Here is a 23,702-nt window from a genome sequence, read left to right on the forward strand (position 1 = left end):
TTGCATATTCATCAACGATCATCAGAGGACTCTAGCCACAACCGTGTGGTCTAGCATGGGCGCAAACACCGCGCCAAGTCACACGACAGCTTGTAATGTATGGAACGGATCGAAGGAGCGTTGAGCCGTTTTTTTGGCGGCGATTGCTAGAAAAAACGGTCTATTTTATTGTTTATAAAGCAATTTATATAAAAGCCTCAATCTCATCGACTATGGATAGATCATAGAGTTAAACGGGCATTAGAGCAAGGGTGTTCAATGTATTTTAATTTTCTTCTGATCGAAAAATAACAACGTTTACAGAGAAAATCTGGATATTCTGCTAGAGAAAACTTTAAATAAAATCGCCTGTTTAGCGCAAAAAAATGAGATTTAAATTAATTTTTTTGCTTAAAAAACTGTTTTTTACTGAAAAATGACTTTTTTACAAAAAAATGGGTTTTAAATACCCTAAACAATAGCTTAATCAAATCGTCATATCATTTTGTTAGCATGGCGAGTTTAAAAAAACGTGCTATATCAGATTATGTTGATATTGTTATAATGGGATATTATCGGTTATTTAAATTAGGTCAACAGACGGAGTGGTTGCAAATGAGCAGTAAGGTTTTCAAGGACAATGTATTTCCCAGACACATTTCAGACATCATGAGTCTGATGCACATGGCTGTATTCGACGGCACGGATGGCGAAGAAGTGTGGCCAACTTACTTGACCTTAGAGCAGAAAGAATGTGTGGCTTTGGGCTTGGCATTGTATTATCAATGTGAACATTGCATTGAACATCACACCAGAGCCTTGCGGCGCGTGGGCAAAAAACTGGATCCCGATACGCTGTCTAAAAACATGAACGCGATTATTTTGTTTTTACGCACCGATGTGTCTCGTATAACGCAAACGGAAAAACAACGTTGGATGCAAGCGTGGCACGCTTTTTCGGTCAAAATCGCGCTACAACGTGGTGATCGTTTAACGCCTTATTTAATTGGTTTAGCGATTGGTATGGCGCGAGATGATCAATTTTTAATTGAATTTTGTGGCACAGAAGTGCGTAACTTCTTGACTGAACAAGGCGTGGATTGCCGCGCCGCGATTGGCGAATTAGAATCTGTGGTGATCTTTATGAAAGCCGCCGCCTCAAAGAACCGCGTCGCCCACAAAGTTGAAGTGTTGTTTAATCCTGCCTAACCCCCATGTTTTACTGTGAGGTGCGTTACGACGCACTTTCACAGCCCCCTCTCTTTAATTCGCCGATTTTTTCTCATTCAATCATTTTGACTTATTAAATTATTATGATGTTAAAATTAGCTTAAACTAATTTGACAGGAGTAGTGATGAATATTGAATTTAAAAAGTGGCACTCTATTGATACCGATTCGACCATTTCCGCGTTAAATACAAACTTAAAAAAAGGTCTCTCTGAATCCGAATATCAAGCCAGAATAGCACATTACGGTTTAAATCAATTAACGCCTAAAAAAGAACGTTCAGCTTTCATTGAATTTCTGCTGCAATTTCACAATCCACTGGTTTATATTTTATTAGTGGCCAGTATAGTGACTTTTTTGCTTAAAGAATATGCTGACAGTGCGGTTATTTTTGGCGTTATTTTTGTTAATGCCATCATTGGTTTTGTGCAAGAAAGTAAAGCCAAAAAAGCCATTCATTCACTGAAAAAAATGCTTAATACTAAAGCCACAGTGTTGCGTAATGGACAAAAAATGTCTGTCTTATCCTCAAGCGTAACTTTAGGTGATGTCATTTTGTTGAATTCGGGCGATAAAATTCCCGCCGATATGCGCTTAATCAGCGTAAATAATTTGAAAATTGACGAATCGATGTTGACAGGCGAATCCGTCGCGGTAGAAAAACGCATCGAAGCTTTGAGCGAAGACACGGTATTGGCAGATCGCATCAATATGGCTTATGCGGGGACGCTGGTGACGTATGGCCAAGCCGTCGGCGTGGTCACGGCGATTGGCGATAAAACGGAAACGGGACAAATCGCCCATTTAATCAATGAAGCCACCACCATTGATACGCCATTAACGAAGAAAATTACGGAATTTTCTAAAACATTATTATGGATTATTATTGGCTTGGCATTATTAACTTTTTTTGTGGGTTATTTTGTACATGGTCAAAATGCTTTAGATTTATTTATGGCTTCAGTGGCGTTGGCGGTGGCGGCGATTCCTGAGGGATTGCCCGCGGTGGTGACCATTACTTTAGCGATTGGCGTGCGCATTATGGCGCATAAAAATGCCATTATTCGCAAATTACCTGCGGTAGAAACCTTAGGAAGCACCACTGTCATTTGTTCTGATAAAACGGGAACATTAACCAAAAATGAAATGACGGTGACGCAAATTGCCATTGATGATACTGTTTTTAATGTAACGGGAAATGGCTATCATCCCATAGGATCGTTTTATATTAATGGTGACCCCATTTCTAATCAAAGTTATAGCACTTTAGCTGAAATATTGCGTTGTGGCATGTTGTGTAATGATTCTTTGTTAATTGAGCCAAAAAAAGGTCATTATCAAGTGCAAGGCGATCCCACCGAAGGCGCGTTATTGGTGAGCGGTAAAAAATATGGTTTTGACGATGAAACCTTGACTAAAGAACACCCTCGTTTAGATGCCATTCCTTTTGAATCGGATCGTATGTATATGGTGACATTACATCCGATTAGTGCCGAAGAGAATATGATTTGCATTAAGGGTTCATTAGAACGTTTATTGCAGATGTCAAAACAGGCGTTAAATGTTGAAGGTAATGTGATTGCACTTTCTAAAGAAAAAATAGAAAAAGTAGCGATTGAGTTGGCAGAGAATGGATTGCGGGTATTGGCATTTAGTGTGTGTTATGTGCCAAAAACGGTGAATTCGTTAAAAACCTTTTTCCAAGAAATGGATCAATTAAATATTCATTTTCTCGGTGTGCAAGCCATGATTGATCCACCTCGTCCTGAGGCGATTGCGGCGGTGGCTTTGTGTCAGCAAGCGGGTATTCATGTGAAAATGATCACCGGTGATCATAAAGTCACGGCGTTAGCGGTGGCAAAAGAATTGGGCATTAATACCAGTGCCAACGGTTTAACCGGCGCAGAAATGTCACTGATGGACGATGTCACATTGAGCCAAGCCACTAAAAATATTCATGTTTTTGCGCGAGTTGCTCCAGAGCAAAAATTAAAATTGGTCTCCGCGCTACAAGCCAATCGTCACATCGTCGCTATGACAGGTGACGGAGTCAATGACGCGCCTGCATTAAAACAAGCCGATATTGGTATTGCAATGGGCATCAACGGCACGGAAGTCAGCAAGGAAGCCGCAGACATGGTGTTGGCTGATGACAATTTCGCTTCTATTGCTGCTGCTGTAGAACAAGGACGCGGGATTTTTGATAATTTAATCAAATTTATTGCGTGGATTTTACCCACCAATGTGGGGCAGGGTTTAGTGATTATGTTAGCGGTGTTTTTAGGGACTACTTTACCTGTTTTGCCTGTGCATGCGTTATGGTTAAATATGACTACGGCTTTATTTTTGGGTTTAATGTTGGCTTTTGAACCGCAAGAAAGTGGCGTAATGTTACGCCAACCCAGACATGTGGATGAACCTATTTTAAATACGGATATTATGATCCGTATTTTTTTAATTAGCTTTTTATTGTTATTCGGTGCGTTTGGTATTTTCACTTGGTCGCAAATGCAAGGTGCAAGTGAAGCAGAATCAAGAACTTTAGCTGTCACCTTATTTGTTATTGTGCAGAGTTTTTATTTACTCAATTGTCGCTCATTAACTCAATCTGTTTTTTATGTTAATCTATTTTCTAATTATTGGATTTGGATTGGTATTGGTTTGATGTTTTTGGCACAATTGGCATTTATTTATCTCCCATTTATGAATACTATTTTTCACAGTGCGCCTATTGCTTTAAATCAGTGGTTTATCATGATGATTTATGGGGCTGTCACCTTGATTATTGTTGATTTTCATGGGCGTTTTATGAAGAGATATTCTAATGGAAAATAGCTGGAAAATATTCTTGATTTTTCTACGGTTAGGAGCGACCGCATTTGGTGGGCCGATTGCGCATTTGGCTTATTTTAGAGAAGAATTTGTGGTGAAACGTCGTTGGTTGTCTGAACGGGATTATGCGGATGTTTTGGCCTTGTGTCAGTTTTTGCCGGGGCCGGCCAGCAGTCAAATGGGTTTTAGTTTAGGTTTGATTCGTGGGGGGATGTCGGGGGCGGTGGCGGCGTGGGTGGGTTTTACATTGCCGGCGGCGTTGATCATGTTTTCTTTTGCCTATGGTTTGCTGTCGTTGGAAGCGTTGGGCGTGTCGGGAGGGTGGTTACAAGGCTTGAAAGTGGTGGCGGTGGCCGTTGTTGCCCAAGCCATTTGGGGCATGGCCAATACATTGTGTCCGGATCGTCAGAGAATAACACTGGCATTTGCGGCGGCTTCCCTGATGTTGTGGTGGCCGTTATGGTGGATACAATGGGTGATTATTGCTTTAGGGGGGCTTATCGGTTGGAAATATTTACCCGCACAAGCCGCTTCGCCCACGCCTTTTACGCTGTCTATTCCGCGCTGGCTGGCTTTGGGAAGTGGGATTGTATTTTTACTGTTGCTGTTCAGTTTACCCCTATTGGCAAGTCATACACCAGTCAATAGTGTGTGGGGAATTTTTGACAGTTTTTATCGGGCGGGTGCCTTGGTATTTGGTGGCGGTCATGTGGTGTTACCTTTGTTGCAAAGTGAATTTGTGGCGACGGGTCAAGTGGATTCTGTTATTTTTTTAGCGGGTTACGGTGCAGCGCAGGCCATTCCTGGCCCTTTGTTTAGTCTTTCGGCTTATTTGGGTGTGTGGCTTTTTGAGAGTTCTCCTGTTATTGGTGCGTTGGTGGCGTTGGTGGCGATTTTTTTACCGGGTTTTCTTCTGATTTTAGCAGCATTGCCGTTTTGGGAAGGGTTGCGTTCGCGTGCGGATGCGGCGGCCACCTTAGCGGGAATTAATGCGGCGGTGGTCGGTTTGCTCATTGCTGCGTTTTACAATCCTGTGTGGACGAGTGCTATTCTCAGTCCGCGTCATTTTGTATTGGCTTTATTGGCTTTTTTATTACTGACTGTGTGGCGGGTGTCGCCGTGGTGGGTTGTGTTGGGCATGGCGGGAGTCGGGCAGGGAGTATTTTAATTCAGATAATTCTACATTCTTTTTAATACCACTAAGGTGATGTCGTCATCAATCGGATGATTTCCTAAATAGTTCATTAAATCGGCAATAATGGCTTGTTGAATAAATCGTGCTTTATTGCGTGGCCAATGTCGTTGTATTGAAGTTAATAAACGCGGTAAACCATATAATTTTCCCGTGTGATTTCGTGCTTCGGTAATGCCATCGGTGTAAAGCACAACGCCGTCACCTGCGGCCAATTCTATTTGTTTCTTTCCCAACAAATGGCAAATATCTGGAATCATTCCCACCATAAAACCCAATTCTAAAGTATCAATTTGTTCAATTTCTCCATGGGCGCGGACAATTAAAACTTCTTCATGTTGTCCGCTAATGGTCAATTGACCTTGGGCATAATCTAATATGGCTAATGTTAAATTTTTATCGCTGTGCATTCGCTGTACATTTTCATAAATAGCACGGTTAATAATGGCTAAGAAATGGCTAGAATCTTCCGCAGCATGACTGGCTAATAAAGTGCGAATAGCGGTTTGTACCATGAGCATAATTACCCCACTTTCTAAACCATGTCCTGTCACATCACCAATCGTAATTTTAACCCCATGCGTATCTCGTAAAATATCGTAATAATCTCCACCCACTTCACTGGTCGGCTGCATAAAACCAGCAATATCTAAATCAGGAATTTGGGTTAATTCTTCGGCACGTGGCAATACCATTTGTTGCAAACGACGACTAATTTCTAATTCCGCGCCCATGCGTAAATTTTCTGCTTTTAATTGCTCATTCAAATGACAGATTTTTTCATGTGCAGTTTCTAATTCCAAGGTTCGCGCTTTTACTTTATCTTCTAAAGCGTCATTAAGGTCTTGTAATAATTTTTGTTTGCGATTTTGTTCTTTTAATTTTTCCTTCAATTTATTATGCCTGACGCGGGCTTTATGTGCTTGTAATAACAGAATAAATAAGAAAATAAAAAGTAACCACAATAAACCTATGGCCCACAATAAATTATTTCGCAATACCGTCACTTGTTGAAAAACATTGGCTTCATCAGCCAATATATGCACTTGCCAATGGACATCGGCGACTTCGGAAGAAACCATGACCCGTTGTTTTTCTCCCTGAGATTGCATGAATGTCTCAAGATGAGATTTGGTTAAATCTAAAATACTATTCACGGGCAAACCCAATTGTTTAGCATAAGCCATTAATTCATTTTCATTTGGGTGAACAAATAATTTTCCTTCTTGAGTCACTACATAGATAACTTCTTCTTTTGAAATATTAAATTTAGCCACAAATTTTTGTAACAAAGGCAAAATCATATCGACACTCGTTACCCCTGCAAAATGTCCTTGTTGATCATAAAAAGCCTGAACTGCACTCATATAAACCAAATTGGTATCAAAATAAGGTGCAGTAAAAAATGTTTTTCCTTCTTTTTTCTTACCTTCTACATACCAAAATTGTTTAGGGTAATAATAATCTTTTTGACTCCATTCATAAGTTAAAATAGCGGCTTTTCCCGTGGTTTGGCTGCGGTGAACATAGGGGCCAAATAATTCAATTTCTTTATCAAATAAATAAGGTTCAAACCATACTCCCATTCCATAAATCATTTCTTCGGGAGCTGATTGCAACATGCGATATAATAGGGTTTCAACTTCATTTTTATTTTGCTGTAATGGTGCTGCTAAACTGGTTAAAGAACGAGATAATTGTATCGTAATGCGCAGATAATCTTCTATTCCATAGGCAATTTTTTGTGCTTTTTCTTTTTGGATTTGTAAGGCCGTTTCTTGTAAGCGTACACTTTGGAATTGGTAAAACATAGCAATGCCTAATGTGGCAAAAATAATTCCCATAAATAGCAATATGCTGACGATGGAATAAATTGAATTAAATTTAAAACGTAAAAATTTATACATTGTTATCTTGCCGTTATCATCAGAGGGGTTAAATTGTGCTTGAACGGGTTACTTTAAAACAGTTTTTTGACCACTGTATGAATGCGAGCAAAAATAATCTGGTAGTCTTATCCAAATCGTGATGGGACTACCGAGATTCTTTATAAAAGCGATGGGGAGGGATATTGTTAGAGGATAATGTGCGGAAATAGGCTACAGCAATTAGAGTTTGCTTTAGTTGGTTGTAAATAGCAGCAATAGATACGGCTCAAATAATAGAGTCTGTTTACAATTTTTAATTAAAAAGTTCTGTTCGTGCTTTTTTCAAAAAACGTCTAAGCTCATCTTCACTTTTCAAATATTGCTTTATAGTTTGACTTGGCTCATTTCCGTGAGCAAGGGCATTTCTAATTTCTCTTAATTTTTTATAAGCGTCACATCCCTTTCCAGTGTCATATTCTTCTTTTACACGATTACGCTCTTTATAATCATGAGAAGGACAGGGCATTTTACTGGTAATAAAAGCTTCAAATAAAAAAATAACACCTCTTACATAATCACGGTTATTAATATAAAATTCAGCCAATTTTTTCTGACGTTCTAAAATACTAGAACCTTTAGATTTTTTAAATCTTTTTTCTAAGGCATCTTTAAATAAAACACCAGTAATGCCTGTTAAATTAACAGAGGATATATCAATACTATTCAGGGCATCATTAGATTTTGACAAATTAAAATTGCGCTCATAAAATGCTGCTTTTTTAAGCAATTCGGCTTTATTTTTAGCCATTCCGTCCTTTTCCAACAATTCAGAAAACACATCATAATCGCCATCTTTGTCAAAACTATCTAATGCACTGACCCAATTGGCAATATTCAATAAACCATCCAATTTTAAAACAGGAACAATCTCACCGTGTCTTTGGCGCATCTCAAATGCACCATAATATAAACCTTCAATATTTACTTTATATACTCTACTTAAATAAAAAGCACTTATTAAGGTAATGACAGGCAAATGACGTAATCCATGTGTTATATCTAAAGCAACTTTATCTCCTTCTTTTATCCCTTTTGCAATTGCCTGTAGAATATCGGCTTGCTCAATTTCATTTTCTCCATAGGGAATTAATCGAAGTTCACAAGAAATTCCTAATTTTTTCTCAAGTAATGGTGCTAATTTGTCCAGTTGCTCTTGAGTGAATTGATCATTATCATTATCATTATTAGCATTATCAATTAGCAAACTGTGTTTTTCGATCAATTCATCTTGCAAATCAAATGATTCTACAAAGACACCCCACATGCTGCCGCTTGTTCCTAAAACAACCAAGCGTTCAACTTGCAATTTTTCTTGCAGAGCAATCCCAAAAAGGGAAGTTTCTTTCACAGAATTATCAGAAAAACGGTATTTTGCCGTCTGATATTTTCCACTTTTGTTGTGTACTTTTCCAATAAAAGTAATTAAAGTGTACATTTCTTATTCTCCCAAAATATCCCGTAAAATTTGCATTTTATTTACATCTTTCTGTTTATTTGAATTCCATTTACCTGTTTCTTGGTAAAATGTTTTCAATACTTGAGCAATTTCAACTTGTTCTGCGGCTGAATGCTTAGACAATTGAGCTAACCATAAGCCTGCTTTTTCACTGGCTTTGAGTAAATTACCTGATAATTCGCCTTGTAATTGTCGTTGTAATGGGGACAGTGCGGCTTCGGCGGCTTGTGAGGTCTGCAATGCCGCCAATTGACCGCTGGAAGCCTCTGGCGAGTAAATTTTAATCCAACCGAAAGGCAAACACGGCGACCCCTCACTCACCACCAAACGGCGCGTTTTTGGGAAAACATCCACCCCAACCTTACCCATTTTACTGCCATAGGCTTGTCGGGCTGTCTGTAATTCATCATCATCCAACCAGCCACCCGTCATACTTTCCCAACCACTGCCCCATCCCAATCGAATAAACATATTTTCCGAATCTGACTCAATTTGCTTGTGCAATTCTTCATATTTATAAACAATATACCAATTTTTTCAGAGTCGTATAATAATACTTTTCAAATAGGAGAGAATAATGAACAAAAGATATGAAGATTTAGAAGAATTAATGTCAACAGGTGAAGCGAGAGAAGTGAAGCGAGCGATGGCAGTAAGAATGTCTTTGCTTGGTTTTGTGCGTGCGGAAGCGGCTTTAGCGTGTTGTGTCAGTGTGCAATTTGTGGATAAATGGAAAGCCATTTATTTAGCGTCAGGGGTTGAAGGATTAAAGTTAGCGTATAAAGGCTCACCAGGGTATTTAAAGCCGCGTGAACGAGAAGATGTGATTAATTGGATACAAGAAAAGAAGACAATAACAATAGAGGAACTAAAGAGATACTTAAAAGAGGAGTATGATGTTTTCTATTCTTCAAATACTTCTTATACTAAATTATTAGAAGAAGCGAATTTAAGTTATAAGAAGACACACAAAGAGAATTCGGCAAAAGATGAGGTAAAAGTGGAAGCTAAAAAAAAAGAGATTAAGGATTTAATAGATAAGGAGCGTGAACAGATAGAAAGTGGAGAGGTAATGTACTGGATGCAAGACGAAAGCCATCAGTTGTGGGGAGATATTTGTGGTTATGTTTGGTCGAAAAAAGGAGAAAGAACGTCAATAAAGATGAGTAATTATCGCACTTCTCAAACGTGGTATGGAGCGGTGAATATTTATACGGGAGAATTTATTTTAGATAGGGCAAAGAAAGCTGATACAAAATATACGATAGACTTTATTAACTGGCTCATTTACAGATATAAAGAAGCCCGTCATGTGATTATTTGGGATGGTGCAAGTTATCATCGTTCTGAAGGTTTAAGAACTTATTTAGAGAAATTAAATGGGGGACTTCCAGAATCAGAATGGAAAGTCCGTTTATTAAGATTTGCACCTAATGCCCCAGAGCAAAATCCAGTCGAGGATATTTGGCTTCAAGGTAAGAATTGGGTCAGAAAGAATTTTCATCGCCTATCAAGCTTTAAAGAAGTCACTAGTATGTTTGAGACCTTTTTGTCAGGTAAAGTGTTTAAGTTTAATAAAATTAAACAGTATCTTATACCTAATATCTAGCTAGATATTAAAACTTAATTTGTTTTTATATCTCACATAATTTTGGTATATCATCAGCCCGATATTGTTTATAAAAAGCAATGTCTTTTTCTAATAATCTCAAGGCATGAGCATTAACTAAAATTTTTAATTTATTAAAGCCAATAAAATCAGGTAAATCTTTCCAATGCAAAACATTTTTTTGCGGAAATTCACTGAGTAAAAAATCATCCCATTGAATAGCCATATAGGTCTTGCTACCGGGCTTTAATGCTTCAGTAAAAATGCCTTTAGCATCCTGCCATTTTTCTATATTTCTGCGACTTCCCATATCGCGCCAACTTTTTTTCAAATCCGTGCCGCGTTGCGTTAAATTAAACCAGCGTATATCAGCAACCACTAAATCTTGAGTTGAAAAATGGCTGTCACTTAAATGCAGCACTCTTAAAAAATCATAATTAGGCGTTTGGGAAGGTTTAGGCGCAGTGTCAGAAAATGCTTGAGTATTTATTTTTTCAGAAGGATTTTTTTGTTTATTTAATTTTTTAAAAACACTGTTTCTTTCTGATAAAACATGAGATTTATTCAGTGATAAATTAAACAAAACAGTGCGAATCGATCCTTTTAAAGAGGAGCCTGGAATATAAGGTTGAAATAACGCTGTTTTTATAAAAGGTCTTAATTCCCGTTCGGGCAAATTAGAATGACCAAAACTTTTTAACACATAACTATGTCCTGGCATCTTAGTGTCAGCGGCTTTCATTAAATCTTCAATTTGAGTACTTTTATCGACCAATTCTTTTAAATCTTGATGGGTGCTATTCACTAAAATAGCAAACAATCCATTTTGATCAATCACATGCAATTCATTACCCTTTAATAAAAAATCACCTGCTTCTTGATGCCACAATTGCCCAGTACCAATATGCACGGGCGTTAATATTTCAACAATATGCTGATAACTTACGGTGGGCTTATCCATTTCAATTAGGTACTCCAATAAAAAAACCACGCGCATCGCGTAAAGCAGAATAATCTGGGGTATTAGTCACATCAATAATGTCGCCTTCTAAGGGCGTATGAAAATAACTGCCTTCAGCAAAAAGACGTAATGTTTGCTTACGATGTCCTGAACCTGCAATCCAGCCACCGCGTTTCACCAATTCATAAGCGGCATTTTGCATAAATTTTTCTTTTTCTAACCCTGCTTTTTCAAAGAAACGATAACATTCTTCTTGAGAAGGAGCGCATAAAGAAAGTGCAATGGCAGGTTGATTGGTTTTAGCCGAATGAAATGGCAAATGAGAAGGCATCATTTTGGCAGAAAATAACCCATGTCCACTGCTTCTGTCTGCACCAATACCGCTGTCTCCTAATAAATCTAAAACGGCTCTAAATTTTTTTTGGGTTTTAGTGTCATTGGGTTTATTAAAACGCACAAAAAAATATAATCCAGATTTAAAATGTTTAACAGGATTATTTTTCACATCTTTTTGTTGAAAATCCGCATAAAATAACCGCGCAAATTCAAATAAAATTCCTTTAGATGAATGTGCAGTTAATCGATCAATAGCAACACGAGTATTATCACTTTCTTTCCACATTTTAAAATCGCTGGGAAGCTGCTTTATTTGATCAGCAGGCAGAATAAATTCAGTATTGCATATCATTTCATCTAGGTTATCCGCTTGCCAAAAACGCTCTGTTAAAGACGCAAAATAAAGGCTGGATTCTATCCATTTTATTTTTTTCATTTTCTTAATAGAGCCAGAATCTTTTTTATCCACTGGAATAGCAGATGTTTTAACAGCTCTTGGCAAAAAATAAAAAATCTTTTCTTGCTGAGTTTTATAATCAAATATAAGCAACTTAGGAAAAGCTGAAGATAAGCGAAATTGCTTTACCAAAATTAAGTCATTCATAAAATTTTTCTGTCAGAATCAGAATTTACAGAATTTTAAGATTTTCAGAATTAAAGAATAAAAAATCTGTTTAAAATAAACGACTTACAAGAACAAATTTTGAAAATTTTTGTGTCTGTAAATTCTGATTCTGACAAATTAAGGATTCTATGAATCATATCTTTTTGGTATTTAATATATTTTCTTTAATCTCTTCTTCTCGTTGTTGCTGATTAGATGCGCCCACATCTTCGGGAAATAATTGCAGCCATGTTGACAATAAAGCCGCGCTTAATGTATCAGAACGAATAAATTTATCGGTTTCCTGATAAAAGCCCGTTCCCAAACTGTCAACATGCAGCGGTGCAGTAAAATTAAGGTGACAAATAAAGGTATCCATTTAAACCGCTTCCTTACTCAATTCACTGCTAAATAGCTGTGTCATTTTATGAGTAATTGGAGTGGCTTTATCTCCATTAAAATAGTTTTGTGCGGTTTTTTCTTCAATCTGTTCAATCAAAAATTTAACCTGACCATAACCGCGTCCGCCACTGCCGCCTAATGCGTCTGCTTCTAATAACAAAAGCCCTTCTTGTATCAGATCAAGAAAAGTTTCTTTTTCATCTTCTTGTAAGAGCGTTAAAATAAATTCAATGGTAAATTCTGCCCCTGCTGGAATTCGTTCAATTTGGCGCGGATTTGCTCCAGAAGTAATGCGATCAATAAATACCTCTGTTTTAACTTCAGTCATGGGCATGTCGGTATTAGGTGCATTTTGCAGTTTCTCAACCGTTTCTTTCGTCATCATTGCGTCGCGTACAATTAAACGAGTTGCGGTTAATTTCCCTTTTTCTTCATGGGCGGCGGTAATTCCAAATAATTGACCCAATTGAGTCTCACCCTTTTTACCTGCAATGGCTTCTTTTTTACGTTCATCCCAAGAAAATCCACCCTTTCCACCATTGTTGGGATCATCCTCATGACCGCGTAAACGCTCCATGAGCGAGCGCATTTTGCCACGTAAAGAAGACCCCGGCACATAAGGAACATTATCCAGTGGATTGCGCACCACAACCTTATCCGCACCCCCAATTGACATGCCCACAGAATTACCGCCAATATGCAATCCCGTTAATACAATCATTTTACCTCTAATAAAAATCTTGCTTTTAATTTTTGCTTGTGCAACATCTGACATAATTAACTCCCTCCGTGGGCGCGATGATAAGCCACGATGGCTTCAAAAAATTGACAAAAACGCTTGAAACTTTCCGCGTCATTAACACAATCAATTGCTTCACTAATAGTCGTTTTTAATTCTTCAACATTTTTTTGACGTTTAGCGGCATAAGCAAGACGAGGTTTCATCAACCATAATTCGCGGGCTGTTCTGTTATTCCAGCCCAGCATTTCCAGTTTTTTCATTGTGCCATAAACATTGCGAATCTGAGTGGTCGTGACTCTATTATCTGCCATTGATTTCCCCAGATATTCTGCTCTATCTACCAATTTTTTGGCAGCTTCTAAATCAAATTTAACAGACTGATTTTTTTTCTCTTGAATAAAATCACATATATCATTAGACATTTTTTACTCCTTACGGGTTAAAAACTCAGCCCATCTAACAGGCAATTCTAACCATTGATTGACGGGTAATTGCATTTCCCAACCATTTTTAGAAAGCATTTCTTCTATTTTAGAAATATCTGCTTTAACGTTATCTGAGCAACTGCGTTTTAAACGACTTAAATTATAAACCAATTGCCATCTCCATTGTTGCCATTGCATTAATTGATGGAGGGTGCTGTTATCTTTATTTTTTTGCAAATAAAGCCGTTCATATTCGCCCATTGCTAAAACCACTTTACGCAAACGGTCAATAATGGCTTTATTATTTTCCATGCCTTCAATTACGCTAACAATTAATTCACGGAATTCAACCACATCTTGATATATTTCCCAAGGAATGGCAATGTCTAACATACAAAAACTATTTTTAGTTTTATCTGTTTGCTTTTCACCATTTTTATAGCGCAATAAACTTTTTGCTGCCTCTTCTGCTTCGCCTGCTTGAACAGCACTTAATGCCATAGGATAATTGCCTTCAACAACCACCATTCCACCTGATAAACTAAAGTTTTCATTATGGGCGCAGTAATGTAAAAACTTTCTTCTTATTTCATCTGCAATATAAGGCAATCTATCCCAACTTCCGATTAAAAATAAATCATCTCCACCTGAATAAATAATTTGCACTTTATTATATTTTTCAAGCAAACTATTTAAATAACCTGAAAAAAATATATTTAATTGTCGGGATAAACTGGCACGTTGGGAAATAGAAGGATTTTTTCCTAAACCCAAACTAAAAATACTACCCAAGTTATCGACATCCATACGCAAAACACCCATGCGCTTAATTCCATCCGCATGTGTGGCGAATTGATCAAAATGCCAATCACGGGACTCCTTCTTTTTCTTTTTATCCCAACGCCCTAACAAACGGGTTTTATAAATATTCTTTTCAGTGTGATGTTTAAAACAATCAAAGTCATTTAAACGTTCAAATAGGCTGCTTTCTGAGCGAGATTCTTTTAAAAAATGAGTCAGTTCATCTTGAGATAATAAAAATAAACGTTTTTCATCTATTTTTACTGAATATTTATTTAATTTTCTTTTTTTACAAAATTGCAAATCTTTTTTATTGGATGTCCAAAGTAAATATTCAGCCGCTTCATCTTCTGATGAAACTCCCGCTATACCAATTTTTTCAGAGTCGTATAATAATACTTTTCAAATAGGAGAGAATAATGAACAAAAGATATGAAGATTTAGAAGAATTAATGTCAACAGGTGAAGCGAGAGAAGTGAAGCGAGCGATGGCAGTAAGAATGTCTTTGCTTGGTTTTGTGCGTGCGGAAGCGGCTTTAGCGTGTTGTGTCAGTGTGCAATTTGTGGATAAATGGAAAGCCATTTATTTAGCGTCAGGGGTTGAAGGATTAAAGTTAGCGTATAAAGGCTCACCAGGGTATTTAAAGCCGCGTGAACGAGAAGATGTGATTAATTGGATACAAGAAAAGAAGACAATAACAATAGAGGAACTAAAGAGATACTTAAAAGAGGAGTATGATGTTTTCTATTCTTCAAATACTTCTTATACTAAATTATTAGAAGAAGCGAATTTAAGTTATAAGAAGACACACAAAGAGAATTCGGCAAAAGATGAGGTAAAAGTAGAAGCTAAAAAAAAAGAGATTAAGGATTTAATAGATAAGGAGCGTGAACAGATAGAAAGTGGAGAGGTAATGTACTGGATGCAAGACGAAAGCCATCAGTTGTGGGGAGATATTTGTGGTTATGTTTGGTCGAAAAAAGGAGAAAGAACGTCAATAAAGATGAGTAATTATCGCACTTCTCAAACGTGGTATGGAGCGGTGAATATTTATACGGGAGAATTTATTTTAGATAGGGCAAAGAAAGCTGATACAAAATATACGATAGACTTTATTAACTGGCTCATTTACAGATATAAAGAAGCCCGTCATGTGATTATTTGGGATGGTGCAAGTTATCATCGTTCTGAAGGTTTAAGAACTTATTTAGAGAAATTAAATGGGGGACTTCCAGAATCAGAATGGAAAGTTCGTTTATTAAGATTTGCACCTAATGCCCCAGAGCAAAATCCAGTCGAGGATATTTGGCTTCAAGGTAAGAATTGGGTCAGAAAGAATTTTCATCGCCTATCAAGCTTTAAAGAAGTCACTAGTATGTTTGAGACCTTTTTGTCAGGTAAAGTGTTTAAGTTTAATAAAATTAAACAGTATCTTATACTTAATATCTAGGTAGATATTAAAACTTAATTTGTTTTTATATCTCACATAATTTTGGTATAGATTTATTAAATTTAGTGGGTTAATCAGACGATTTCTAAGGGAGTGTTAATTGTGTTAGAGTATAAGGGTTATATCGGAAAGGTTGAGTTTGATGACGATGCTGAAATTTTACATGGCATGGTCGTTAATACTCGTGCCGTCATCACTTTCCAAGCTGAATCCGTAGCTGAGATTAAGAAAGCATTTAAAGATTCGGTGGATGATTATTTAGATTTTTGCCAAGAATTAGGCAATGAACCCGAAAAACCTTTTTCAGGAAAATTGGTCTTGCGTTTGTCGCCAGAACAACATCGTTATGCCAGTCTTGCAGCAAAAGTACGTAAAAAAAGTTTGAATCAATGGATTAGTGATTTAGTTGAAGATGGAATAAGACAAGATTTACCTTATTTATACGCGCCATCCGAAAAAGAAATTGCGGCCGTGCAAAAAGAAGAGGATTTTGTTGCTTGTTAATGTAGCGTTTTTTTCTTAATTATAGCCTGTTCTAAAGGCGTAGAAAAAACCATTTATCTACATCTTGTCAATTGAATCTCTAAACAGAATCTTATTTGAGATTCAAGCCCGTTCACAGGGCGTTAAAAACAACCGCTACCCAGCGGTTTTTTTATGCTTAAAATTCCAATTCAAACCAACCTAAACCAAACTTTATTAAATGCCCAATTTGCAATAATTCACCTGCTTGCAACCAAGGTAAATAAGGTGTTAAATCGCCTTGCCATGTGACCGTTCCCATTAAACCGCCTTGACTGATTTCACAGCCTTGATAGCTTGAATAATAAGAAAATTTTTGCCACCGCAATTCTTCAACTGTTGTGTTAATTCGAGACTTAGAAGGTAAAGGAAAAACCATTTTAATGTTAAATATTCGCTGCTCAATGGCATGAATAAATTCATTAAAGCTAAATTGATACACATTTCCTTGATGTTTAAGTCGCAAAGGCGTGACTAAATGAATGGTTAATTGTGTAATAGGGGATGATGGTAATTGAGGCAAAAATGCCTCAGGTAAGTGATCAAATAATCCTTGTTCATCTGTAAATAAAAGCTGCCAATTTCCATTTTTCCAGTAACTTAAATGCCGCAAATTAAATTGACCTAATTCTTGAAAATTTTCACCAATTCCTATCTTCCCCATTCGTTGCAAAGCCAATAGTAAATAAGCTAGAGACTTAAATGCAGCAGGCAGTAAAATAAAATCTGCACTAAACAGCTTTCCACGCTCTAATTTTTTATCTTTAATTAAAGGTGGTTTGATTAATACTGGATTAGTGTTATTATTTAATAATTTCGGATAATCACATCGGGATAATAAAAAACAATCTTGACAACGTTTGTGATGAAATGGACAAATCACTTGCTTTAAATTTTGATTAAAAACACGATTCCAAATAATACCTTTAAATTCTGGTAAATTTAAATCCGTTTCTACCACAAATTCAGCGCGTAATCGATGATGCAATAAAGGCAAAATAGACATGGTTTTAAAATGAACCAAATACACAACGCATTACTTTAAACCACAACCCCCACCATTTTCTTAATGGTGAAAATTGTGGTTTACTTTGTTAAAACTGCTTTAAAAAGCGCAGATCATTTTCAAAAAACAAGCGTAAATCATTGATTTCATACCACAACATCGCCAAACGTTCCACACCCATTCCAAATGCAAATCCCGTATAACGTTCGCTGTCAATGCCGACGTGGGCGAAAACATTTGGATGCACCATCCCGCAGCCTAACACTTCTAACCAGCGCGTTTGCCCTTGTGAGGTGGTGTAGCGCACGTCAACTTCTGCCGATGGCTCAGTAAAAGGAAAATACGAAGGACGAAACCGCACTTCTAAATTATCCCGCTCAAAAAAACGCGCCAAAAAGTCGTGTAAAATGCCTTTTAAATCGGCAAAACTCACGGTTTCATCCACCATTAAACCTTCCACTTGATGGAACATGGGGCTGTGCGTCATGTCATAATCACAGCGATATACGCGACCGGGCGCGATGAGTTTTAACGGCGGTTGCTGTTGGCGCATGGCGCGAATTTGCACAGGAGAGGTGTGGGTGCGTAATAGCGTGTTAGCATTGAAGTAAAACGTGTCGTGCATCGCCCGCGCAGGATGATGCGCTGGAATGTTTAACGCTTCAAAATTATGGTAATCATCTTCAACCTCCGGCCCCTGCGCGACAGTAAAACCAATTTGGGTAAATAAGGCTTCAATCCGTTGTAAAGTCTGGGTGATCGGATGTAATCCGCCGATAGATTGACCGCGCCCCGGTAACGACACATCCAACTGCTGCGCGGCTAATTGCGCCGCTAAAGCAGCCGCTTGTAATTGCTCTCGTTGCTGTTCTAAGGCGGCTTGTAACTGATCTTTCGCCTGATTAATCCGTTGACCTGCCTCGCGGCGTTCTTCGGGGGGGAGTTGTCCCAATTGTTTTAACTGTTCTGTCAGGCGACCTTTTTTGCCAAAATAATGCACCCGCAATTGTTCTAATTGTTGTAAATCAGCCGCTTGCTTGATTTCAGTTTGCGCGTGGTTAATGAATTCGTCTAAATGTTGCATAATATCGTCATCGTTCAAAAGTTAAATGATCTCATCGGTTCAAGGATGAGGCTTGGTTTTTTTTGCTTACTATAAGGATTTTGCTTTGAAACAACAATTTGCTGCGCTGTTTGAACAGGCATTTATCGCATTACAAACTGAAGGCGTGATTCCTTCTCATCTCACTCCCGCGATTCAGTTGGATCGGACACGTGATTCTGCACACGGGGATTTTGCTTGTAATATTGCTTTAATCTTGGCTAAACCTTGCGGAATCAAGCCACGAGATTTGGCTGTGAAATTCGTGGAAAAACTCAGTTCTGCGCCCGATTTACAACGGGTAGAAGTGGCTGGGCCGGGGTTTATTAATTTATTTTTACATCCACAAGCCTATCAGAAAACCGTAAAAACCATATTAATGCAAGCCGATCAATACGGTTGTGGCGCAAAAGGCAGTAAAGATTCGGTATTAGTTGAGTTTGTTTCTGCCAATCCCACTGGCCCCTTGCACGTCGGACACGGGCGCGGCGCGGCGTATGGCTCGACTTTGGCGAATTTATTAATGGCGGCGGGACATTCGGTTTTTTGTGAGTATTATGTGAATGATGCCGGCCGTCAAATGGACATTTTAGCAGTGAGTGTCTGGTTACGGTACTTGGAATTGTGCGGGGAATCTTTTGTTTTTCCTTCAAATGGTTATAAAGGCGATTATATTTTTGACATTGCTGCGGATGTGCATCGAGAACACAAAGATCGTTTTCGTGTGGCGGCGGCTTTGGTTTTCGCCGATGTCACGCCCGATGCCACGCAAGAAAATGGCGATAAAGAACAGCATATTGATGATTTAATCCGTAATAGTAAGCGATTATTAGGTCTTGAATCGTTTCGTATCGTGTTTAATGCGGGTTTACAGGTGATTTTAGAAGATATTCGTCAAGATTTAACGCAATTTGGGGTGACTTATGATCGTTGGTTTTCCGAATTAAGTTTATACGACGGACAGCCCAGCGATGTCGATCAAGCCATTGCGCAATTGATCAAAACAGGTCATACGTATGAACAAGAAGGCGCGTTGTGGTTTCGTTCTACGACATTTGGCGATGAAAAAGATCGCGTGTTGGTGCGAGAAAATGGACAAAAAACTTATTTTGCATCAGATGTGGCCTATCATTGGAATAAGTTAGGGCGTGGGTTTTCGCGTTTGGTGAATATTTGGGGTGCGGATCATCATGGTTACATTGCACGGGTTAAAGCGGCAATTCAGGCTTTAGGCGGCGATCCGACGCGGTTAAGTATTCAATTGGTGCAGTTTGCCACTTTATATCGTGGGACAGAACGCTTGCAAATGTCCACCCGTAGCGGTGAGTTTGTGACACTGCGCGAATTACGTCAGGAAGTCGGGAAAGATGCTACGCGGTTTTTTTATGTCCAGCGGCGCAGTGAGCAACATTTGGATTTTGATTTGGAATTGGCTAAATCACATTCTACCGATAATCCTGTCTATTATATTCAGTATGCGCATGCGCGAATTCATAGTGTATTAAAACAATTGGCAGATCGGGATTTAACGTGGCAATTCGATGATAAAACAGACTGGGCATTATTAAATAATGCGCATGAAATGAGTTTATTACACACTTTGGCGCGTTATCCTGAAGTGATTGAAGTGGCTGCGGCAAATTATGAGCCGCATCAAGTGGTTTATTATTTGCGTGAATTGGCGCAAGCCTTTCATACTTATTACAATGAACATAAATTTATCGTGGAAGACGTAGCCTTACGTCAAGCGCGTTTGAGTGTGGTGATGGCTGTGCGTCAAGTTTTACAAAATGGTTTAGCAATTCTTGGGGTGTCGGCCCCAGAGGTGATGTAATATGGCAGTGCCGCGTCGTTCTCGTTATGAAGAAGTGGATCGGTGGCGTTCTTCGCGTCCGTGGTCATGGTTATTGGCGGGAATTTTAATTGGAATTGGGTTTTCGGTGTTCACTTACACGCAGTTAATGTTACCGCATACGCAACCCACTGCCGTCACCACAACGGTTGACGCGGCTCCGGCGGTGTTGGCAGAAACGGAAACTTCGCCCAGTGAAACGGAAAAAACAGTTGTCAGTGCCGAACCCAGCAGCAAAACAGAAACCACACCCACCAAAACTACGCCCCGATTTGAGTTTTATACGGTGTTGCCCGATCAAGAGGTGACTGTGAATAACACCTCACCGCGTCCGCTGCCTTTGGGAACAAATCCAGAAGCGGAAACGGAAGATGTTGCCACGTTAGCTGTGGGGACAGCACCAATCACCACACCGGGGACGTATTTGTTGCAAGTGGGATCGTTTCGAGATGTGCGAGAAGCGGAAGGGCTAAAAAGTTATCTGGCTTCTTTAGGAATTACTTCGCACATCGAACGCGCCACTTTGTCAAATAGTCATGATGTGTGGCATCGGGTGCGTTTGGGACCGTTTAATGATTTAAACCGCCTCAACGATATTCGCGCCCGCTTGACTCAGCATCAGGTCACAGCCATTGTGGTGCAATTCTAGTGGATGAGTCGTTTAACTCGCATTACGCCAACTGCGGCATTCTGGCGATAAGTAGAGACTGGGAATGTCGGTTAAGTTATGTCCTTGTGCCTGCATTCCCGGCACCGCTTGCGCGTAACCACACAACCAAGACAAGGGACTTTTTGGACTCTCCATGACGGTGGCAGGGCGTAGTGTAAGCGTTTTACCCGCCACATGGGCGTTGATGCGGTGGCCATAGGTAATATGAATGGCTCCATTTTCTACCCACATTTTTGTCACGTAATTGCCTATTAATTGTTGTGGCTGTGGCAGTCCTGCTTGATGATTGTCAGCAGGAAAACGTTGATGTTGTTGATAAATCAGCTCTAAATGACGTTGTAACGGTTCTGCCAGTTTAATCCCCTCCGATATCTGCGTCCGAATCACAGCATCTTGATAGGTCGGCATGGCAATCGTACTCAGAATGGCCATGATCGCAATCACAATCATCAGTTCAATTAAAGTAAAGCCACGAGTGAATTTGATCATTTGTTGTCTCCTGCATTTTTCAGCGGTAATTTATACAATGATTGGGATTTGCACCGTCAGGTGAACTGTAATTTACACGATGATTGTCATTGACACAATTTGCATGGTGATGACATCAGAAAAGAGAGGATCGCCCGCATAAAGAACAACAATCTTACAAGATTGAGCCATAAATTTAGTTTTACACCAAAAAAACAGGAGACCCTTCTTGATCCACGGCACTTTATACATCGTTTCAGCCCCATCAGGGGCAGGTAAAACCAGTCTTGTGCGGGAATTAGTAAAACAAACTGCTCGCCTCATCGTCTCCGTGTCGCACACCACCCGCACACCCCGGCCGGGAGAACAAACCGGTAGAGATTACCATTTTATCACGGTGTCTGAATTTCGCGCCATGTTGGACGACAACACTTTCTTAGAACACGCCCAAGTGTTTGACAATTACTACGGCACATCAAAACTGTGGGTAGATCAACAACTTGACAACGGACAAGATGTTATTTTAGAAATCGATTGGCAAGGGGCGCGTCAAGTTCGACGACTTTATCCAGAAAGTGTTAGCATATTCATCGTTCCCCCCTCACAAGCGGCATTGGCGCAACGCTTACGCAGTCGAGCGCAGGACAGCGAAAATGTGATTATTAAACGTTTACAAGCGGCGGTGGCTGAAATGCAACATTTTGACGAATACGATTATCTCGTCATCAATGAAATATTCGCCGAAGCTCTATACGCTCTACAAGCGATTGTGTCTAGCCAGCGTTTACGGGTCAAACGACAAACCCAAGCCCAAGCCGGTTTATTGCAACAACTATTGCAACCGTGAAAATTGTCACTACATTTCCCCAACAACATCTTGCCAAATTTAGATATTCTTACCAATAAAAAACAACACTTAATGTTTAGTCAGTAATTGGGTTTCAGTCAACACACCGTTAATAAGGACAAGACGATGAACACCATGACCCAAAAAGACACTTTACTGATCGTTGACGACATGCCAGACAATGTCACTTTATTGCGACGCTTTTTAAACGAAGCCGGCTTTCGTGTACTGGTCGCTAATAACGGAGAAACCGGCATCAGAACTGCTGAATACGCCAAGCCTGATTTAATTCTGCTGGATGTCATGATGCCTGTTATCGATGGTTTTAACGTTTGCCAAGCCTTAAAGGAGCGAGAAATAACCCGCGACATTCCGATTATCTTTATGACCGCATTAAGCGATACGGTGGATAAAGTAAAAGGGCTTAAATTAGGTGCGGAAGATTATGTGACTAAACCCATTCAACATGAAGAAGTATTAGCGCGAATTAGAACCCATATTAAATTGCGCAAACAACAACAGCAAATCCAACAACAAAATGAAATTCTTCAACAACGCAATCAAGATTTAGATATGTTTGCGCAAATGGTCGCGCATGATTTAAAAAATCCGTTAAGTGGTGTCATCACGTTGACCGATATTCTGGCGCAAACCATTTCGCCAGACCGTTATCCCGAAGCGCGAACCTTGAAACAACTGGACATTCTGGCGCGTACTTCTCGCAGAATGATGAGTATTATCAATGCGTTACTGACTTTAGCAGGCGTATCCAACCAATCCCAACCGGTCTTAGAAGCGGTGGACATGGCCGCTATCGTACAACAAGTGTTACAAGTGCGTCTTGCCCACTTGATTGCCGAACATCAGGCCGAAGTGGAATTGCCCGAACAATGGCCATTAATCCACAGTTATCCGCCTTGGATAGAGGAAGTGTGGGCGAATTATCTCAGCAATGGGATAAAATACGGCGGCTCGCCCCCGAAATTAACACTGGGCGCAGAGAAAATAGAAGGTAATCACGTTAAATTCTGGGTGAAAGACAACGGAAATGGTTTGGCTGAAAGTGAGCAAGCCCGTTTATTTTTACCCTTTACGCGCTTGCATCACCACAGCATAGAAGGGCATGGATTAGGCTTATCCATTGTGAAAAAGATAGCTGAAAAATTAGGCGGAAAAGCGGGAGTGATTAGCGAGAAAAATCAAGGCAGTTTATTCTATTTTATTTTGCCATATAATATGGGATAATTCAGTTATCATTTATTTTTTATTTTTTTTCATCTAAAGCAGA

The 23,702-nt window shown here is 39.2% G+C and carries 22 protein-coding genes; 10 read left to right on the forward strand and 12 right to left on the reverse strand.

The genetic code is table 11. The features are described 5' to 3' along the window. Positions 1–594 precede the first annotated feature (594 nt). The 3 genes from TPSD3_RS07730 (at position 595) to chrA (ending at position 5,208) form a co-directional block, all read left to right on the forward strand. Complete coding sequence (locus TPSD3_RS07730; protein ID WP_217884399.1) at positions 595–1,188, forward strand: carboxymuconolactone decarboxylase family protein; 594 nt, start codon at positions 595–597, stop codon at positions 1,186–1,188. A 146-nt stretch (positions 1,189–1,334) separates the two neighbouring features. Further along, positions 1,335–4,043: a cation-translocating P-type ATPase gene (locus TPSD3_RS07735; protein WP_086487991.1), complete on the forward strand. Its 2,709-nt coding sequence runs from the start codon at positions 1,335–1,337 to the stop codon at positions 4,041–4,043. 13 nt (positions 4,044–4,056) lie between these two features. Continuing rightward, a complete protein-coding gene (gene chrA / locus TPSD3_RS07740) occupies positions 4,057–5,208 on the forward strand; it encodes a chromate efflux transporter (protein WP_425353087.1) in 1,152 nt (383 codons plus the stop codon). A gap of 11 nt (positions 5,209–5,219) precedes the next feature. Here chrA and TPSD3_RS07745 read toward each other — a convergent pair whose 3' ends face one another. The 3 genes from TPSD3_RS07745 to TPSD3_RS07755 form a co-directional block, all read right to left on the reverse strand. Beyond that, positions 5,220–7,076, reverse strand: a complete 1,857-nt coding sequence (locus TPSD3_RS07745) for a SpoIIE family protein phosphatase (RefSeq protein ID WP_176329784.1) — start codon at positions 7,074–7,076, stop codon at positions 5,220–5,222. 337 nt (positions 7,077–7,413) lie between these two features. Next, the gene (gene csx2 / locus TPSD3_RS07750; protein WP_086487994.1) at positions 7,414–8,595 is read right to left on the reverse strand and encodes a TIGR02221 family CRISPR-associated protein; all 1,182 of its coding nucleotides are present in this window, start codon (positions 8,593–8,595) and stop codon (positions 7,414–7,416) included. A 3-nt stretch (positions 8,596–8,598) separates the two neighbouring features. After that, positions 8,599–9,087, reverse strand: a complete 489-nt coding sequence (locus TPSD3_RS07755; RefSeq protein WP_086487995.1) for a hypothetical protein — start codon at positions 9,085–9,087, stop codon at positions 8,599–8,601. Between the two features lie 106 nt (positions 9,088–9,193). On the opposite strand from TPSD3_RS07755, the gene TPSD3_RS07760 reads away from it, so the two are divergent. Next, a complete protein-coding gene (locus TPSD3_RS07760) occupies positions 9,194–10,225 on the forward strand; it encodes an IS630 family transposase (RefSeq protein WP_086486662.1) in 1,032 nt (343 codons plus the stop codon). Between the two features lie 25 nt (positions 10,226–10,250). Here TPSD3_RS07760 and csm5 read toward each other — a convergent pair whose 3' ends face one another. From csm5 to cas10, 6 genes are all read right to left on the reverse strand, one after another. Then, complete coding sequence (gene csm5 / locus TPSD3_RS07765; RefSeq protein ID WP_176329785.1) at positions 10,251–11,186, reverse strand: type III-A CRISPR-associated RAMP protein Csm5; 936 nt, start codon at positions 11,184–11,186, stop codon at positions 10,251–10,253. Between the two features lies 1 nt (position 11,187). Then, entirely contained in the window at positions 11,188–12,126 is a 939-nt protein-coding gene (gene csm4, locus TPSD3_RS07770) for a type III-A CRISPR-associated RAMP protein Csm4 (protein WP_086487997.1), read from the reverse strand. A 154-nt stretch (positions 12,127–12,280) separates the two neighbouring features. Beyond that, positions 12,281–12,505, reverse strand: coding sequence for a hypothetical protein (locus TPSD3_RS07775; protein WP_086487998.1), 225 nt, complete (start codon positions 12,503–12,505; stop codon positions 12,281–12,283). Further along, positions 12,506–13,303, reverse strand: coding sequence for a type III-A CRISPR-associated RAMP protein Csm3 (gene csm3 / locus TPSD3_RS07780; protein ID WP_086487999.1), 798 nt, complete (start codon positions 13,301–13,303; stop codon positions 12,506–12,508). Positions 13,304–13,305: 2 nt separating this feature from the next. Beyond that, on the reverse strand, positions 13,306–13,692 hold the full coding sequence (gene csm2, locus TPSD3_RS07785) for a type III-A CRISPR-associated protein Csm2 (RefSeq protein WP_086488000.1): 387 nt from the start codon (positions 13,690–13,692) through the stop codon (positions 13,306–13,308). Between the two features lie 3 nt (positions 13,693–13,695). After that, on the reverse strand, positions 13,696–14,799 hold the full coding sequence (cas10, locus tag TPSD3_RS07790) for a type III-A CRISPR-associated protein Cas10/Csm1 (protein ID WP_086488001.1): 1,104 nt from the start codon (positions 14,797–14,799) through the stop codon (positions 13,696–13,698). 116 nt (positions 14,800–14,915) lie between these two features. Here cas10 and TPSD3_RS07795 point away from each other — a divergent pair, with 116 nt between their 5' ends. Together TPSD3_RS07795 and TPSD3_RS07800 are read left to right on the forward strand one after the other, a co-directional pair. Further along, positions 14,916–15,947: an IS630 family transposase gene (locus TPSD3_RS07795; RefSeq protein ID WP_086488002.1), complete on the forward strand. Its 1,032-nt coding sequence runs from the start codon at positions 14,916–14,918 to the stop codon at positions 15,945–15,947. Positions 15,948–16,049: 102 nt separating this feature from the next. Beyond that, positions 16,050–16,451 (forward strand): type II toxin-antitoxin system HicB family antitoxin, encoded by a 402-nt coding sequence (locus TPSD3_RS07800; RefSeq protein WP_176329786.1) that lies wholly within the window; start codon positions 16,050–16,052, stop codon positions 16,449–16,451. Positions 16,452–16,608: 157 nt separating this feature from the next. Here the strand turns inward: TPSD3_RS07800 and cas6 are convergent, their stop codons facing one another. Continuing rightward, positions 16,609–17,475, reverse strand: coding sequence for a CRISPR system precrRNA processing endoribonuclease RAMP protein Cas6 (cas6, locus tag TPSD3_RS07805; RefSeq protein ID WP_140048515.1), 867 nt, complete (start codon positions 17,473–17,475; stop codon positions 16,609–16,611). 88 nt (positions 17,476–17,563) lie between these two features. Next, positions 17,564–18,559 (reverse strand): phenylalanine--tRNA ligase subunit alpha, encoded by a 996-nt coding sequence (gene pheS, locus TPSD3_RS07810; protein ID WP_086488004.1) that lies wholly within the window; start codon positions 18,557–18,559, stop codon positions 17,564–17,566. A gap of 85 nt (positions 18,560–18,644) precedes the next feature. On the opposite strand from pheS, the gene argS reads away from it, so the two are divergent. Continuing rightward, positions 18,645–20,411 (forward strand): arginine--tRNA ligase, encoded by a 1,767-nt coding sequence (gene argS / locus TPSD3_RS07815; protein WP_086488424.1) that lies wholly within the window; start codon positions 18,645–18,647, stop codon positions 20,409–20,411. A gap of 1 nt (position 20,412) precedes the next feature. Further along, positions 20,413–21,078: an SPOR domain-containing protein gene (locus tag TPSD3_RS07820; protein ID WP_086488005.1), complete on the forward strand. Its 666-nt coding sequence runs from the start codon at positions 20,413–20,415 to the stop codon at positions 21,076–21,078. Positions 21,079–21,090: 12 nt separating this feature from the next. Here the strand turns inward: TPSD3_RS07820 and TPSD3_RS07825 are convergent, their stop codons facing one another. Beyond that, the gene (locus tag TPSD3_RS07825) at positions 21,091–21,588 is read right to left on the reverse strand and encodes a pilin (RefSeq protein WP_086488006.1); all 498 of its coding nucleotides are present in this window, start codon (positions 21,586–21,588) and stop codon (positions 21,091–21,093) included. A 208-nt stretch (positions 21,589–21,796) separates the two neighbouring features. Between TPSD3_RS07825 and gmk the strand changes: the two genes are divergently transcribed. Together gmk and TPSD3_RS07835 are read left to right on the forward strand one after the other, a co-directional pair. Next, entirely contained in the window at positions 21,797–22,414 is a 618-nt protein-coding gene (gene gmk / locus TPSD3_RS07830) for a guanylate kinase (protein ID WP_086488007.1), read from the forward strand. A 126-nt stretch (positions 22,415–22,540) separates the two neighbouring features. Further along, a complete protein-coding gene (locus TPSD3_RS07835) occupies positions 22,541–23,659 on the forward strand; it encodes a sensor histidine kinase (protein ID WP_245391543.1) in 1,119 nt (372 codons plus the stop codon). Positions 23,660–23,702: the final 43 nt, after the last annotated feature.

Source organism: Thioflexithrix psekupsensis (assembly GCF_002149925.1).
In the GTDB taxonomy this organism is placed as follows: Bacteria; Pseudomonadota; Gammaproteobacteria; order Beggiatoales; family Beggiatoaceae; genus Thioflexithrix; species Thioflexithrix psekupsensis.

Coding starts and splice junctions, on each gene's coding strand:
- TPSD3_RS07730 (WP_217884399.1), top strand. CDS start 595: ATGAGCAGTAAGGTTTTCAAGGACAATGTATTTCCCAGACACATTTCA.
- TPSD3_RS07735 (WP_086487991.1), top strand. CDS start 1,335: ATGAATATTGAATTTAAAAAGTGGCACTCTATTGATACCGATTCGACC.
- TPSD3_RS07745 (WP_176329784.1), bottom strand. CDS start 7,076: ATGGGAATTATTTTTGCCACATTAGGCATTGCTATGTTTTACCAATTC.
- csx2 (WP_086487994.1), bottom strand. CDS start 8,595: ATGTACACTTTAATTACTTTTATTGGAAAAGTACACAACAAAAGTGGA.
- TPSD3_RS07755 (WP_086487995.1), bottom strand. CDS start 9,087: ATGTTTATTCGATTGGGATGGGGCAGTGGTTGGGAAAGTATGACGGGT.
- TPSD3_RS07760 (WP_086486662.1), top strand. CDS start 9,194: ATGAACAAAAGATATGAAGATTTAGAAGAATTAATGTCAACAGGTGAA.
- csm5 (WP_176329785.1), bottom strand. CDS start 11,186: ATGGATAAGCCCACCGTAAGTTATCAGCATATTGTTGAAATATTAACG.
- csm4 (WP_086487997.1), bottom strand. CDS start 12,126: ATGAATGACTTAATTTTGGTAAAGCAATTTCGCTTATCTTCAGCTTTT.
- TPSD3_RS07775 (WP_086487998.1), bottom strand. CDS start 12,505: ATGGATACCTTTATTTGTCACCTTAATTTTACTGCACCGCTGCATGTT.
- csm3 (WP_086487999.1), bottom strand. CDS start 13,303: ATGTCAGATGTTGCACAAGCAAAAATTAAAAGCAAGATTTTTATTAGA.
- csm2 (WP_086488000.1), bottom strand. CDS start 13,692: ATGTCTAATGATATATGTGATTTTATTCAAGAGAAAAAAAATCAGTCT.
- TPSD3_RS07795 (WP_086488002.1), top strand. CDS start 14,916: ATGAACAAAAGATATGAAGATTTAGAAGAATTAATGTCAACAGGTGAA.
- cas6 (WP_140048515.1), bottom strand. CDS start 17,475: ATGTCTATTTTGCCTTTATTGCATCATCGATTACGCGCTGAATTTGTG.
- pheS (WP_086488004.1), bottom strand. CDS start 18,559: ATGCAACATTTAGACGAATTCATTAACCACGCGCAAACTGAAATCAAG.
- TPSD3_RS07820 (WP_086488005.1), top strand. CDS start 20,413: ATGGCAGTGCCGCGTCGTTCTCGTTATGAAGAAGTGGATCGGTGGCGT.
- TPSD3_RS07825 (WP_086488006.1), bottom strand. CDS start 21,588: ATGATCAAATTCACTCGTGGCTTTACTTTAATTGAACTGATGATTGTG.
- TPSD3_RS07835 (WP_245391543.1), top strand. CDS start 22,541: ATGAACACCATGACCCAAAAAGACACTTTACTGATCGTTGACGACATG.